Source organism: Yoonia sp. R2-816 (genome assembly GCF_046762905.1).
In the GTDB taxonomy this organism is placed as follows: domain Bacteria; phylum Pseudomonadota; class Alphaproteobacteria; order Rhodobacterales; family Rhodobacteraceae; genus Yoonia.
This window is the reverse complement of record NZ_JBKQXN010000311.1, coordinates 273,226-286,748: the sequence shown is the minus strand read 5'-3', so window position 1 is coordinate 286,748 and position 13,523 is coordinate 273,226. Positions and strand designations below refer to the sequence as shown.

Genomic DNA, 13,523 nt, shown 5'->3' with positions numbered 1-13,523 from the left:
CCAGCACCCGCGCGCAACATCTGGCATCTGCCGCACGTCCCCGCTAGAACGGCGCAAACGCATGGGACCGCACCGCTATGGCACGTCATCTGATTACATCCGCAATTCCCTATATCAACGGGATCAAACATCTGGGAAACCTGATCGGCAGCCAGTTGCCGGCCGACCTTTATGCCCGCTACCTGCGCCAGCGCGGCCACGAGGTTTTGTTTTTATGCGCGACAGACGAACACGGCACCCCCGCCGAACTGGCCGCTGCCAAAGCGGGCAAACCGGTGGCAGAATACTGCGCCGAAATGCACACCGTCCAGTCGCAGATCGCAGACGGGTTCCGCCTGTCATTCGACCATTTTGGCCGCTCATCCAGCCCGCAGAACCACAAGCTGACGCAGGCATTCGCAGGCCGTCTGGCCGAGGTTGGCCTGATCAAGGAAGTGATCGAGGAACAGGTTTATTCCGTCGCCGATGGCCGGTTCCTGCCGGACCGCTATATCGAGGGGACATGCCCGAATTGCGGGTTTGAAAGCGCACGCGGCGACCAGTGCGACAATTGTACCAAGCAGTTGGACCCGACCGACTTGATCAACCCGCATTCGACCATTTCGGGCGCGACCGAACTGGAAGTGCGCGAGACCAAGCATCTTTATCTGCGGCAATCGGAATTGAAGGACGATTTGGCCGCGTGGATCGATAGCAAGAAAGACTGGCCGATCCTGACCACCTCTATCGCCAAGAAATGGCTGAACGATGGGGACGGGTTGCAGGACCGGGGCATCACCCGCGATCTGGATTGGGGCATCCCGGTCAAGCAGGGCGACCAGACTTGGCCCGGCATGGAAGGCAAGGTGTTCTATGTCTGGTTCGATGCCCCTATCGAATACATCGCCTGCGCGCAGGAATGGGAAGATGCAGGCAAAGGCACCGGTTGGGAACGCTGGTGGCGGACCGACAAAGGGGCGGATGACGTGACCTATACCCAGTTCATGGGCAAGGATAACGTGCCGTTCCACACGCTTAGCTTTCCTGCCACCATTCTTGGCAGTCAGGAACCGTGGAAGCTGGTCGATTACATCAAATCGTTCAACTACCTCAACTATGATGGCGGCCAGTTCAGCACATCGCGCGGGCGCGGTGTGTTCATGGATCAGGCCCTGGAAATCTTGCCGCCGGATTACTGGCGCTGGTGGCTGCTCAGCCATGCACCGGAATCATCCGATGCGGAGTTCACGTGGGAAACGTTCCAGACCGACGTGAACAAAGACCTTGCCGATGTGCTGGGCAATTTCGTCAGCCGGATTACCAAGTTCTGCCGCTCCAAATTCTCCGAGGCGGTGCCGGACGGGGGCGAATACGGCCCGGCAGAGGAAAAATTGATCGCGGACCTGACCACCCGCATCCGCGCCTATGAAAAGCACATGGATGCGATTGAGATCCGTAAGGCTGCATCGGAATTGCGGGCGATCTGGGTGCTGGGGAACGAATATCTGCAAGCCAACGCGCCATGGACCACATTCAAGACAGACCCTGACACAGCCGCCATGCAGGTGCGGCTGGCGCTGAACCTGATCCGCATCTACGCCGTGCTGTCAGCGGCCTTCATCCCCGATGCCAGCGCCGACTTGCTGGCCGCCATGCAGACCGAAGATGACAGTTGGCCCGACGATGTGCAGGCCGCCCTCACCGCCCTGCCCGCAGGTCATGTTTTCACGGTGCCAGACAATCAGTTCCGAAAAATTACGGATGAGGAACGTGAAGACTGGGCCGAAAGGTTCGCAGGCAAGCGGGATTAATTGTGCAGCTCCGCAGTGCTGCGAAAGAACATGGCTTGGCTGATTGCCGACTGGACCTGTTCTTCGGCATAGGGCTTGGTGATGACAAAGGCGGGTTCACGGCGTTCGCCTGTCAGCAACCGTTCGGGAAAGGCGGTGATGAAGATCACCGGAATACCCCTTGCGGCACGCAGGATATCATCAACAGCGTCAATGCCCGAAGTCCCATCGGCCAGCTGGATATCGGACAGGATTAGATCAGGTTTGTGATCCGCTGCCAGTGCCACGGCCTGCCCATGTGTGGCCGCGGCCCCTGTCACTTCATGACCCATCGACTCCACAATATCCTGCAGATCCATCGCGATCATTGATTCATCCTCAATCACCATGACGCGGCCACGGATGCTTTTCTTCATTTCGCGGCGGGCTGTGCTGATCAGATTCTCGACCTCGGGCAGGGTCTTGTCCATGATCTCGGCAATCTGCCGGAATGACAGCTCTTCAATAGCATGCAAAAGCAAGGCCTGACGCGAATGCGGGGTCAGTTCCTGAAGATAAAGTTGCGCCTGGGCGACCAGCCCGTCCTCGGCCACCATGCCAAAGCTGCCGCGATTCCAGACCTGAAAGAAGGCGCGAAATAACCCAACCTTAAGTGATGACGCGGATAGTACGGTTGATGGATCATCCAGCACAATTTGCAGCGCGCCCAGCGCATATTCGTCGCCCAGCGATTGGTCACCGCTCAGCGCGCGGGCATGCCGCCGCAGATAAGGCAGGGCGACCGCCAGGCGGACAGATAGGGGCTGTGACACATCGTCTTGCATAATGAAAATAGTACCCTGTGGCGTGAGCTATGGAACACAATACAACCCTGTGGCGTTTATGGAATAGTCAGTTAGAATAAATTGCACCCCAATGAGTACCTTAAATGCCAAAACACCCGAAAAGATCGAAGGTCGAACGCGATATCGACGAAAACCTGCGCAAGGTCTACCAGCGCATGGTGGAACAAGAGGTGCCGGATCGTTTCAAGGAGCTGCTCGACCGCCTCAAACAATCGGAAGACGACCAGGACCCGGGGCAAAACATATGAGCCCAGCGTTCGATCAAGCCGATCCACGCGACGAAATTGTTGAATTTCTGCCCGAGATGCGCGCCTTCGCGCTCAGCCTGACGCGAAACCCATCGCAGGCCGACGATCTTGTGCAGGATGCGATCATCAAGGCCTGGAAGAGCTTTCATCAGTTCGAAGCCAGTACCAATCTGCGGGCCTGGCTGTTCACGATTGTACGAAACACCTTTTACTCCGACCTGCGCCGCAAGCGGCGCGAAGTGGCCCATATCGAAACCACGCTGACCGAGATGATCAGTGACGGGCAAACACCGGACACCCGGATCGAATTGATGGATTTTGAAAAAGCGCTGATGCTACTGCCCGACGAACAACGCGAAGCGCTTATTCTCGTCGGTGCCAGTGGGATGTCTTATGAAGAGGCTGCCGAAACCTGTAATGTGGCCATCGGTACGATCAAAAGCCGCATCAACCGTGGGCGCAAACGACTGGCCGAACTGCTTGAATATAAAAACGAAACAGACCAGAACGATGACTGATCAGGGTCAGGTGCGTTCGAAATGCCCAAAAAACCGCTTAAAGATGCCCCAGAGGTCGCGGTCACCAGCACCGCCGCACTGCGCGACTGGCTGACCGGTAATCACACCCGCGCCGATGGCGTGTGGATTGTCACCTACAAGAAATCGCATCCTGACAAACACGTCCCCGCCAGCGCCATTGTGGATGCGTGTCTTTGCTTTGGCTGGGTCGACAGCCTGCCGCGCGCCAAGGATGACGCGCGCACGATGCTCTATGTCAGCCCGCGCAAACCCGGTTCGAACTGGAGCCGGGTGAACAAGGACAAGGTCGCGCGGCTTGAGGCGGAAAATCTGATGCATCCCGCCGGGCAGGCCGTGGTCGCACGCGCCATGGCGGATGGCAGATGGACCGCCCTTGATGACGTCGAAAACCTTGTCATCCCGCCCGACCTGCAGGCGCGCTTCGATGCCACACCGGGCGCTCAGGCGAACTGGGACAGTTTTCCGCGCTCCGTCAAACGCGGTGCGCTGGAAATCCTGCTGAACGCAAAGCGGGCAGCAACCCGCGCCGCACGGATTGATCAGATCGTCAGCGATAGCGCGGAAAACAGGCGCCCCTTCCAATGGCGCAAGCGCTGACCTTGGCGACCTGCCCAAATCTGCTAGGCTCTGCCAAAATCCAACTCACGCGAGCGTCCTTATGTTCAAATCCGTCCTTCTGATCACCGCCCTTCTCACCTCACCCGCTCTTGCGGCGCAGTGCGGCAATGACGCCAGCGGGTTCGCGGCCTGGAAACAGCAATTCGCCCGCGAAGCAGCCAGCGCAGGCGTCGGGCAACGGGGCCTGCTGGCCCTCGCGCAAACCACCTATGCCACCCGGACGATCAATGCGGACCGCAATCAACGGTCATTCCGCTATGATCTTGACGATTTTATGCGCATTCGCGGGGCCGACACCATCGTCGCACAGGGCAAACGGCGCATAGCCCGCAACCCGGCATTCTACGATTCCATCGAACGCGCTTTCGGCGTGCCTGCGGCGGTGGTTGTCGCCATTCACGGCATGGAAACCGGGTTCGGCAACTTCATGGGCGATGCGAATGTCGTGTCGGCCATCACCACGCTGGCCTATGATTGCAGACGCTCCGAATTCTTTACTGGTCACGCACTTGCCGCGCTGAAACTGGTCGATCAGGGCAGCCTGTCATCGAACACCCTTGGCGCGATGCATGGCGAACTGGGCCACACCCAGTTCCTGCCCGGCAATGTGATCGCCTATGGCTATGACGGCGATGGCAACGGGGTCGTCGACCTGACCAATCTAACGGATAGCCTGGCATCAACCGCGAATTTCCTGCGCCAGAAAGGCTGGCGACCCGGCGCCGGCTATCAGGAAGGGCAGCCAAACTTTGCCGTGATCCAGCAATGGAATGCCGCCGGCGTCTATCAAAAGGCGATTGCGATCATGGCCGCACGTATTGAAGGGTAGGCACTCAGCGTGTGCGTTGGCGATGCGCAAACTTCCCCATCGTGATTAACTTGCAGCCTGAGCCTCGGTCACCCGTTCGGCAAAACTGGTGAAAAATTTGCCTGCCAGTTTCTTGGCCGTCCCCTGCACCAACCGGCTACCCAATTGCGCCAGCTTACCACCGATCTGTGCGTTGGCGTTGTAAGCCAGCAGCGTGCCGCCATCCTGTTCGGTCAGGGTGACATCGGCACCACCTTTGGCGAACCCGGCGGCTCCGCCATTGCCTTCGCCCGTCAGTGAAAAATGTTCTGGCGGGTTTTCCGGGTTCAATGTGACATTGCCACTGAACTTGGCCTTCACCGGCCCGATTTTCAGGACAACCTTGGCCTCAAGCTCAGTATCGGAGTGCTTGATCAACTCTTCGCAGCCCGGGATGCAATCCTTCAATATTTCGGGGTCGTTTAATGCTGCGTACACAACATCGCGTGGCGCCTCGATCAGGATTTCGTCTTTGAGTTCCATTTCTTGAAGTCCTTCAACAACAGGGGAATTTGATGCGGGCCAGCACCTCTGTCTGCTGGGCCGTCAGTTTTGGGGCCAGTCGGCGGATCAGTTTTCGAACGGTATTCAATTGCCGGCTCCTCTTCAACCTAGACCAAAGCGTTACGACGAAAGGATGTGATCTGTGCCAGAACGGACAGCGCGATTTCCTCGGGCGTGATCGCATGGATAGGCAGACCGGCGGGCGCATGGACACGGTCCAGATCGGCGGCGGCCACACCTTCGCCGATCAACCTTTCACGCAAGGCCGCGAATTTGCGGCGGCTGCCGACAAACGCAACAAACCGCGTGGGGGCCGACAGTGCCTGCATCAGCGCGGCGGCATCCCCCTGCCCTTGCGTGGCCACCACGACGAATGGGGTCCCGTCCCAGACGGTCGGGTCATCAAAGCTGTCGGCGACCTGATCAACGGCAGGCAGTGCCATGTCAGTAGCCGCGCCCAGACAGATCGTGCGCCGGAAATCGAACTTCTCGGCCAGTTCGGCAAGTGCGATGGCCACGGCAGATCCGCCGCAGATGACCAGCCGCTGACGCGGAAGAACAGGTTCGACAAAGATATCCAGCGCGCCCTGGCTGGGACAGCCGTTGCGGGCATAGGTCACGCCATCACGCGCCTCTCCCGCGGCAACCCCCTCCGCCTCCAGCAGTTCTTGCGGTTTGAGAGAAACCAGTTGCGGCGCACCGGTTGCTATCGCCGCAAGCGTGGCACGCCGCACAGCGCCACGCACGCAACCGCCCCCCAGAAACCCGGTGATCAGAGTGCCGTTTTCGTCCAGCAGCGCCTTGTCGCCCGGTTTTGCAGCTGTTGACGATACGGTCCGCACAACCGTCGCAATCGCCACCGGTTGCCCGGCGGCTTGGCGGCGGGCCAGTTCGTCAGCGATCATCTTGTCCTGTGTCATGTGGATCGTCATAGCCTTGCCAGATGATGTTCCAGCGCTGCAATGCTGTCCAACGTGTTCGCAGCGCTGAATAAATCCAGATGCGGCAGAGCCGCTGCCATGCCCCCTGCAATAGGCGCGTAATCCGCCCAGCCTTTCAACGGGTTCAACCAGATCACCTTGCAGCCCCGCTTTTTCAGTTGTTCCAACGCCGCCCCAATAATGGCCGGCGGATCGCTGTCATAACCATCAGACAGAATGATCACGACACTGCGCCCGTTGACGAATTTGCGCGCATAGCTGCCGGCGAATTTCTGCAGATTGACCCCGATCTTTGACCCGCCGCCCATGCCATCGGCCAGCAATGTCACCCGGTTCAGCGCCCGCAGCGGATCAGGATCGCGCAGCGCATCGGCAATCCGCACCAGACGGGTATGAACAGATAGGCATCCGACGCCCCGTCTGCCCGCATCAGCCCGGCCAGAAACGCCAGAAACGGACGTGCATAAAGCATCATGGACCCGGACACATCGCACAGCGCCACAATCTTCACGGGCCGGTCCGGGCGCGCCCGATGGGCAAGGTGCAACGGCTCACCCCCGGTGCCAAGCGACCGACGGATCGTCCGGCGAAAATCAATCTGGCGGCCTTTGCGTGCCGCCTTCCTGCGCCGCGACCGCCGGTCGCGCAGGGCACGCCCCAGCCGGATCGCGACCTGTTCCGCCGCGCGGATATCATCGGCATCCACCAGTTCGCGCAGATCCTTTTTCATCAGGTTGCGCAAATCGGCAGCGACCAGTTTGCCTGTGCCATCGGCATATGCGTCGCCCTTGGCCTTGTCGTCCGGCGCCTGCGCAACACCGCGTTCGCCCGTCTGCGCCCCGTCACCCTTGGCGGTTGTCCTTGTGTTTTGGTGGATCGCTCCGCTTTCGCTTGGCACGATCTTTTCGCGCACCCGGCCTTGGTTCAGCCAATAGCTGTCAAACAGCGTGTCAAAGCGGGCGATATCCTCCGCATTGCCTGCGCACACGGCCTTCAGCGCCAGCCGGACCATATGCCGGTCGCAGGCGTTGATCTGCGTCAGCGCGGCCAGCGCCGCCGCCGTTTCGGACACGCCCAGACGAAACCCGTGCAGGCGCAGATGATCCATGAAACCAGCCACCCTTGCGGCCGGCCCCGGGTCACGTCCGGCGAAGCGTGTCACCTTGGTCATGCCGCGCGCCCCGCCAGCCGTGCCGCCACTTCCAGCGGCACATTCGCCCGGTCGCTTTCGGTTTTCAGCAATGTCGCCAGCGTCGCCATCAACACCGCCGGATCATCCGTCAAATCGTTGATCCCCAGCCCCGACAGCGCAGCCGCGAAATCCAGCATTTCTGCCACGCCGGGTTTCTTTTCCAATTGTTCCTTGCGCAGCGCTTGCACGAACCCCACGATCTGCCCAGCCAGTTGCGCCTGCACATCCGGGCAGCGGGCGCGCAGGATCGCCAGTTCTGTCTTGCTGTCGGGATAATCCACATGCGCATAAAGGCAGCGACGGCGCAGCGCGTCAGACAGATCGCGTGTACCGTTAGCCGTCAGGATAACGATCGGGCGGGATTTGGCCGTGATTGTCCCCAACTCTGGCACGGTGATCTGGAATTCAGACAGAATTTCAAGCAGATACGCCTCAAACTCTTCATCCGCGCGGTCGATCTCGTCAATCAGCAAAACCGGCGGAACGTCCTGCTGGATCGCCTGCAACAGGGGACGTTCCAGCAGATATTCACGGGAAAATATCCGATCTTCCACGGCCTTGCCTGTCTCGCCCGATGCGCGAATGGCCAGCAATTGCCGCTGATAGTTCCATTCGTAAATCGCCTGCGCGGCGTCCAACCCTTCATAGCATTGCAGCCGGATCAGCTTTGTGTCGCGGGCCGCGGCCAGCGACCGGGCGATATCAGTCTTGCCCACGCCCGCGGCCCCCTCCAGAAGAAGGGGCCGGCCCAGCGTGATCGCCAGATGCAACGCCATGGCCAGATCATCAGGCGCTATATAGCCCTGCTGGCTCAAGGCAGATTGGAGCGTTTCATAATCCGACATTGCGACACCGTAAGATGGGTTTAAACCCATCTTACCCTTTGCTCAGTCATGCAAACCAAGACCGTTTGCGATTTGCCAGATGCGCCAGTGATCATGCGGCATGTGGCTTTGCCGTAACCCGAAAGGACGGAAGGCATCATGCACCGCATTCGAAAACGCGGGCACCCCGCCCACATTCGGGCTTTCACCAACACCCTTTGCCCCGATTGGATGATGCGGTGACGGGGTGACCGTGTGGTCAGTGGTGTAATGCGGCGTTTCCCACGCGGTCGGGATAAAGAAATCCATCAGCGTCGATGTCTTGTGGTTGCCCATCTCGTCATAGGCAATCTCCTGCCCCATCGCGATGGCCAGCGCCTCGGTCAGGCCGCCATGGACCTGGCCTTCGATCACCATCGGGTTGATCCGGGTGCCGCAATCATCCAGCGCATAGAACTGGCGGATATCGGTGGTACCGGTGTCCACATCCACATCCATCACACAGATATAGGCACCAAAAGGATAGGTCATGTTGGGCGGGTCGTAATAGCTGACAGCCTCCAGCCCCGGTTCGACGCCCGGGATCGCCTGATTATAGGACGCATAGGCGATTTCCTTCATCGTCTTGAACCGCTCTGGCGCGCCCTTGACGACAAACCGGTCCACGTCGAACTCCACATCGTCGTCATGCACCTCCAACAGATAGGCCGCGATCATCTGGGCCTTGGCCCTGATCTTGCGCCCCGCCAGCGCCGTGGCAGCACCCGCGACGGGCGTCGACCGCGACCCATAGGTGCCCAGACCATAGGGGGCCGTATCTGTATCCCCTTCCTCGATCGTGATGCTGTCGGCCGGGATGCCGATCTCGGATGCAAGGATCTGCGCAAATGTCGTCGCATGCCCCTGCCCCTGACTGATCGTACCCAGCCGCGCAATCGCAGACCCGGTGGGGTGTATGCGGATTTCGCAACTGTCGAACATGCCCATCCCAAGGATATCGCAATTCTTGACGGGCCCGGCGCCGACAATCTCGGTAAAGAAGGTCAGGCCGATCCCCATCAGCTTGCGTGTCTCACCGCGTTTGAACGCCTCAAGCCGTTCGGCCTGTTCGGCGCGCAGCCCCTTGTAATCCACAGCTTCCAGCGCCTTGTCCCATGCGGTGTGGTAATCACCGCTGTCATATTCCCAGCCAAGGGCGGAGTTATAGGGGAACTGATCCTTCTTGATGAAGTTGATCCGGCGCAACTCTGCCGCGTCCATGTTCAACTCAATCGCCAGCACCTCAATCATCCGTTCGATGAAATAGGCGGCTTCGGTCACCCGGAACGAACAGCGATAGGCAACGCCCCCGGGGGCCTTGTTGGTATAGACCCCATCGACACCCAGATAGGCGACAGGGATGTCATAGGACCCTGTGCAGATGCTCATGAACCCGGCAGGATATTTCGTCGGGTCCGCACAGGCGTCAAATGCCCCATGGTCGGCGGTCGTGTGACACCACAGGCCGGTGATCTTGCCGTCCTTCGTTGCCGAAATCTTGCCATGCATGTGGTAATCGCGGGCAAAGGCGGTGGACATCAGATTGTCCATCCGGTCCTCGATCCATTTCACCGGCACGCCGGTGACGATGGAGGCGACGATGGAACAGACATAACCGGGATAAACCCCGACCTTGTTGCCAAAACCGCCGCCGATATCGGGCGAGACGACGCGGATGTTATGCTCTTCGATGCCGGACAAAAGCGAGGCCACTGTGCGCACCACATGCGGCGCCTGGAACGTGCCGTAAAGCGTCAGCTTGCCATTGACCTTGTCCATGCTGGCGACGGACCCGCAGGGTTCCAGCGGGCACGGATGGGTGCGGTGGTAATAGACCATCTCCTCGGCCACCACATCGGCCTCGTCCAGCACAGCCTCGGTCGCGGATTTGTCGCCGACTTCCCACAGGAAGATGTGGTTGGGGTGCTTGCGGGGACCATGAGCGCCATCGGCACCCGGTTCCAGATCCTCGCGCAACACCACATCGCTTTGCAGCGATTTGAACGGGTCCACGATAACCGGCAGTTCCTCGTATTCCACCTCGACCAGTTCGACGGCATCGGCCGCGATATAGCGGTCCTTGGCCACGACGAACGCAACCTCCTGCCCCTGAAACAGCACTTTGCCATCGGCCAGCACCATCTGCTTGTCGCCCGCCAGTGTCGGCATCCAGTGCAGCGACAGCGGTTCAAGGTCTTTCGCGGTCAGCACGGCCACCACACCGGGCAGCGCCATGGCGGCATCGATATTGATCGATTTCACGCGGGCATGAGCATAAGGCGAGCGCACGAAATCGCCATGCAGCATGCCGGGCAGGTTGATATCGTCGATATAGTTGCCCTTGCCTTGGGTGAAGCGCGCATCCTCAACCCGTTTGCGGGCGCAGCCCATCCCCTTGAGGTTGGCAACCCGTTCGTCGCGTGTGACTTCGTCTTTCATCGGGCCGCCTCCTTGGCTGCGTTCAATTCACTGGCGGCGGCCAGCACGGATTTGACGATATTCTGATAGCCGGTGCAGCGGCAGAGATTGCCCGACAGACCAAACCGCACGTCTTCCTCGGTCGGGTTCGGGTTTTCCTGCAGCAACCGATGCGCGCGGGTGATCATACCCGGCGTGCAATAACCGCATTGTAGCCCGTGATGCTCGCGAAAGCTTTCCTGCAGCACATGCAGCGCATCAGGGTTGCCCAGACCTTCGATCGTGATGATGTCCTTGCCTGCGGCCTGCACAGTGAACATAGTGCAGGCCTTGACCGATTTGCCGTCCAGATCGACGGTGCAGGCCCCGCAATGGGATGTCTCGCACCCCACATGCGGACCTTTGAGGTCAAGTTGGTCGCGCAGCGTGTGGATCAGCAATTCGCGCGGTTCGACAAGGATGTCCCGGTCCTCGCCATTCACGGTCATTTTGACATGGTGCTTTGTCATTCTGCTTCTCCTTAACTGCGCGACCAGGCGCGCGCGATGGCGCGACCCAGGATCACGCCGGCGACGTGACGTTTGAATGCGACAGGGCCGCGATTGTCTTCATTGGGGTCGATATCGTCCAGCATTGCAGCGACGGCAGCTTTGACCGCTTCGGCGTCGCAGGCAGTGCCAACCAGTGCTGCGCCAGCGGCTTCGGAAAACACCGGCACATCGCTGAGATTAGTCATCGCGACAGAGGCCGACGAGACCTTGTCGCCGTCCTTTTTCAACAACACGGCAGCGGCGGCGGTCGCGTAATCACCGATTTTGCGCTTCTGCTTTTCATAGGCATAGCCCGCATCGGTTGCAGCGAAACTGACCCGCGTCAGGATCTCATCATCCTCCCGTGCGGTCATGTACGCAGCTTCGTAGAATTCACGCGCCGCCACATCGCGGCCGCCGTCCGGTCCGACAAGGGTGAAACTGGCATCCAGACACTGCATCAGCCCGGGCAGGTCATTACCCGGATCACCATTGGCGATATTCCCGCCAACCGTGCCCATGTAACGCACCTGCGGATCGGCGATCTGCAGCGCGGCCTCATGCAGGATCGGGGCAGCCTTGGCGATGTCTGCGCTGGCGATCAACTCGGCCTGCGTTGTCATCGCACCAATGCTGACGGTTCCATCCTGCACGCTGATCCCGCGCAGATCGGCCACATCCTGCAGATCGACCAGATGCGGAATGTCGGCCATGCGCAGCTTCATCATCGGGATCAGGCTGTGGCCGCCCGCCAGCACACGCGCGTCGTCGCCATGGTCCTGCAGGATCGCAAGTGCCGCACTGATGCTGTCTGGCCGGTGATATTCAAATGCCGCCGGTATCATTGAAATCCTCCCTGTCTGTGCGGGCTTTCAGAGCAGCCGCGTTGCACGAGATCGAGCAGGAGAGGCAGCCACTTGGCCAGCGCCGCATCCTGAGCGGAGCGCGCTTTTGCATGAAATGCGCGATGCCTGCACGAAATGCGTACGCAGATGCAGCACGTTCTTTCGCAGCTGCAGCGTTACATATTCAGCTTTTCGCGCACTTCGGCCAATCGCGAACGGGCAACCGGCACCTTGCCAAGCGACGGAGTGTTTTCAAAATAGCATACGCCATTATCCTTCTTACGCTCAAAGCTGGTCACATGGGAGGCATTCAAAAGATAGCTGCGATGCGCGCGCACAAACGCTTCATTCGCGATCCGGTTTTCGGCCTCTGTAATCGACCACGGGCAGAACAGCTTGTTATCTCCGGCGTTAAGAACAGTGTAATGGCCCTCGGCCCGGATTGCCGCCACAGAACTGGTGTTTATGAAATGGGTCTTTGCGTTCGCCTCGTAAGGGATGCGCTGTATGTCGGAACTCACCGGTCCCGGAACGGTCGGTTCTATTTCGGCTGCTTGTTCCACGGCGAAGGTCGCGCCGGTCAACAAGAAGGCTCCCGACAGAACGAAAACCGACAGAGCCACCCCAAATGCCAGCAATTCATTACTAAGCGCGGGGCCGGTCGGCGTTGGACCCGAGACAAGAACAAATCCGGTGCCCGCCATGGCGATGAAGTGAACAGCGAACACGGCCACAGCGAAACCAAGCGTTCCAAGCAGAATGTTCTTGGCCCGTCGTTCACCGTAGGAAATCAGAAAGGACATCACGCTAAGACCAATGGACGCCGCCAAGGCCACGATGATGCCGAAAGCCGAATAGACCGGCTGGCAAATCTGCATCCCCGACATGCCGGTGTAATGCATGGCCGGAATGCCAATACCCAGGATCACACCGGCCAGAATGCGTTTGCGCAAGGTCCGCTGCCCGAAATGCACCACCAGAAGGGCGGCACCTGTCATCAAAATGGCGATCAATGCCGAGATCAGGGTGATCAGTGGGTCATAGAAAAACATCACCGGCAGTTGCAGGCCCAGCATTGCAACAAAATGCATCGACCAGATGCCCCAGCCCAGAATGATGGCCGAGCCGGTGACCACAACCTTGCGCATCGTGGGTGCCATGCGTGACGCGCCGCGTGTCAGCGATAAACCAGCAAAGCCCGCCATCAGTGCAATGGCCAAAGAAGCGATGACAAACAGGCCGTTATGCGTGTAGTCCAGCAAGATCCCCTCGACACGTGGTGGCTTGGCATCCTCCCGACCCGCCACTCAGTATCCGACAGTAGTCAGCAAGGCGGGTGACGCCAAGTTGTATCTTGGCAAGGG

At 59.5% G+C, this 13,523-nt stretch carries 13 protein-coding genes and 1 pseudogene; 5 read left to right on the top strand and 9 right to left on the bottom strand.

Going from position 1 to position 13,523, the window contains the following annotated elements; all coding sequences use genetic code 11:
• Positions 1–77 precede the first annotated feature (77 nt).
• Entirely contained in the window at positions 78–1,790 is a 1,713-nt protein-coding gene (gene metG, locus ACFWW2_RS19190; protein WP_393930754.1) for a methionine--tRNA ligase, read from the top strand.
• On the opposite strand, the gene ACFWW2_RS19185 is transcribed toward metG, so the two are convergent.
• Positions 1,787–2,593: a response regulator gene (locus tag ACFWW2_RS19185; protein WP_393930752.1), complete on the bottom strand. Its 807-nt coding sequence runs from the start codon at positions 2,591–2,593 to the stop codon at positions 1,787–1,789. The genes metG and ACFWW2_RS19185 overlap by 4 nt on opposite strands.
• Positions 2,594–2,697: 104 nt before the next feature.
• Between ACFWW2_RS19185 and ACFWW2_RS19180 the strand changes: the two genes are divergently transcribed.
• From ACFWW2_RS19180 to ACFWW2_RS19165, 4 genes are all read left to right on the top strand, one after another.
• Positions 2,698–2,862: a NepR family anti-sigma factor gene (locus tag ACFWW2_RS19180; protein ID WP_393930750.1), complete on the top strand. Its 165-nt coding sequence runs from the start codon at positions 2,698–2,700 to the stop codon at positions 2,860–2,862.
• Entirely contained in the window at positions 2,859–3,380 is a 522-nt protein-coding gene (locus tag ACFWW2_RS19175) for a sigma-70 family RNA polymerase sigma factor (RefSeq protein ID WP_393930748.1), read from the top strand. Before ACFWW2_RS19180 ends, ACFWW2_RS19175 begins: the two co-directional genes overlap by 4 nt.
• A 21-nt stretch (positions 3,381–3,401) precedes the next feature.
• On the top strand, positions 3,402–3,998 hold the full coding sequence (locus ACFWW2_RS19170; protein ID WP_393930746.1) for a YdeI/OmpD-associated family protein: 597 nt from the start codon (positions 3,402–3,404) through the stop codon (positions 3,996–3,998).
• Between the two features lie 61 nt (positions 3,999–4,059).
• The gene (locus ACFWW2_RS19165) at positions 4,060–4,848 is read left to right on the top strand and encodes a lytic transglycosylase domain-containing protein (RefSeq protein ID WP_393930744.1); all 789 of its coding nucleotides are present in this window, start codon (positions 4,060–4,062) and stop codon (positions 4,846–4,848) included.
• A gap of 45 nt (positions 4,849–4,893) precedes the next feature.
• Here ACFWW2_RS19165 and ACFWW2_RS19160 read toward each other — a convergent pair whose 3' ends face one another.
• The 8 genes and pseudogenes from ACFWW2_RS19160 to ACFWW2_RS19125 all read right to left on the bottom strand — a co-directional run bounded on the left by ACFWW2_RS19160 (position 4,894) and on the right by ACFWW2_RS19125 (position 13,466).
• A complete protein-coding gene (locus tag ACFWW2_RS19160) occupies positions 4,894–5,349 on the bottom strand; it encodes a CoxG family protein (RefSeq protein ID WP_393930742.1) in 456 nt (151 codons plus the stop codon).
• A 128-nt stretch (positions 5,350–5,477) separates the two neighbouring features.
• Complete coding sequence (locus ACFWW2_RS19155) at positions 5,478–6,302, bottom strand: XdhC family protein (protein ID WP_393930740.1); 825 nt, start codon at positions 6,300–6,302, stop codon at positions 5,478–5,480.
• Positions 6,299–7,482, bottom strand: a pseudogene (locus ACFWW2_RS19150) (vWA domain-containing protein). The gene ACFWW2_RS19155 and the pseudogene ACFWW2_RS19150 overlap by 4 nt, the downstream one beginning before the upstream one ends.
• Positions 7,479–8,348, bottom strand: coding sequence for an AAA family ATPase (locus ACFWW2_RS19145; RefSeq protein ID WP_393930738.1), 870 nt, complete (start codon positions 8,346–8,348; stop codon positions 7,479–7,481). Before ACFWW2_RS19145 ends, ACFWW2_RS19150 begins: the two are co-directional and overlap by 4 nt.
• A 42-nt stretch (positions 8,349–8,390) precedes the next feature.
• Positions 8,391–10,805: an aerobic carbon-monoxide dehydrogenase large subunit gene (locus ACFWW2_RS19140; protein WP_393930736.1), complete on the bottom strand. Its 2,415-nt coding sequence runs from the start codon at positions 10,803–10,805 to the stop codon at positions 8,391–8,393.
• On the bottom strand, positions 10,802–11,293 hold the full coding sequence (locus ACFWW2_RS19135; RefSeq protein WP_393930734.1) for a (2Fe-2S)-binding protein: 492 nt from the start codon (positions 11,291–11,293) through the stop codon (positions 10,802–10,804). Before ACFWW2_RS19135 ends, ACFWW2_RS19140 begins: the two co-directional genes overlap by 4 nt.
• 11 nt (positions 11,294–11,304) lie before the next feature.
• Positions 11,305–12,159: an FAD binding domain-containing protein gene (locus ACFWW2_RS19130; RefSeq protein WP_393930732.1), complete on the bottom strand. Its 855-nt coding sequence runs from the start codon at positions 12,157–12,159 to the stop codon at positions 11,305–11,307.
• Positions 12,160–12,335: 176 nt separating this feature from the next.
• Entirely contained in the window at positions 12,336–13,466 is a 1,131-nt protein-coding gene (locus ACFWW2_RS19125) for an MHYT domain-containing protein (protein WP_393930730.1), read from the bottom strand.
• Between the last annotated feature and the right edge of the window lie 57 nt (positions 13,467–13,523).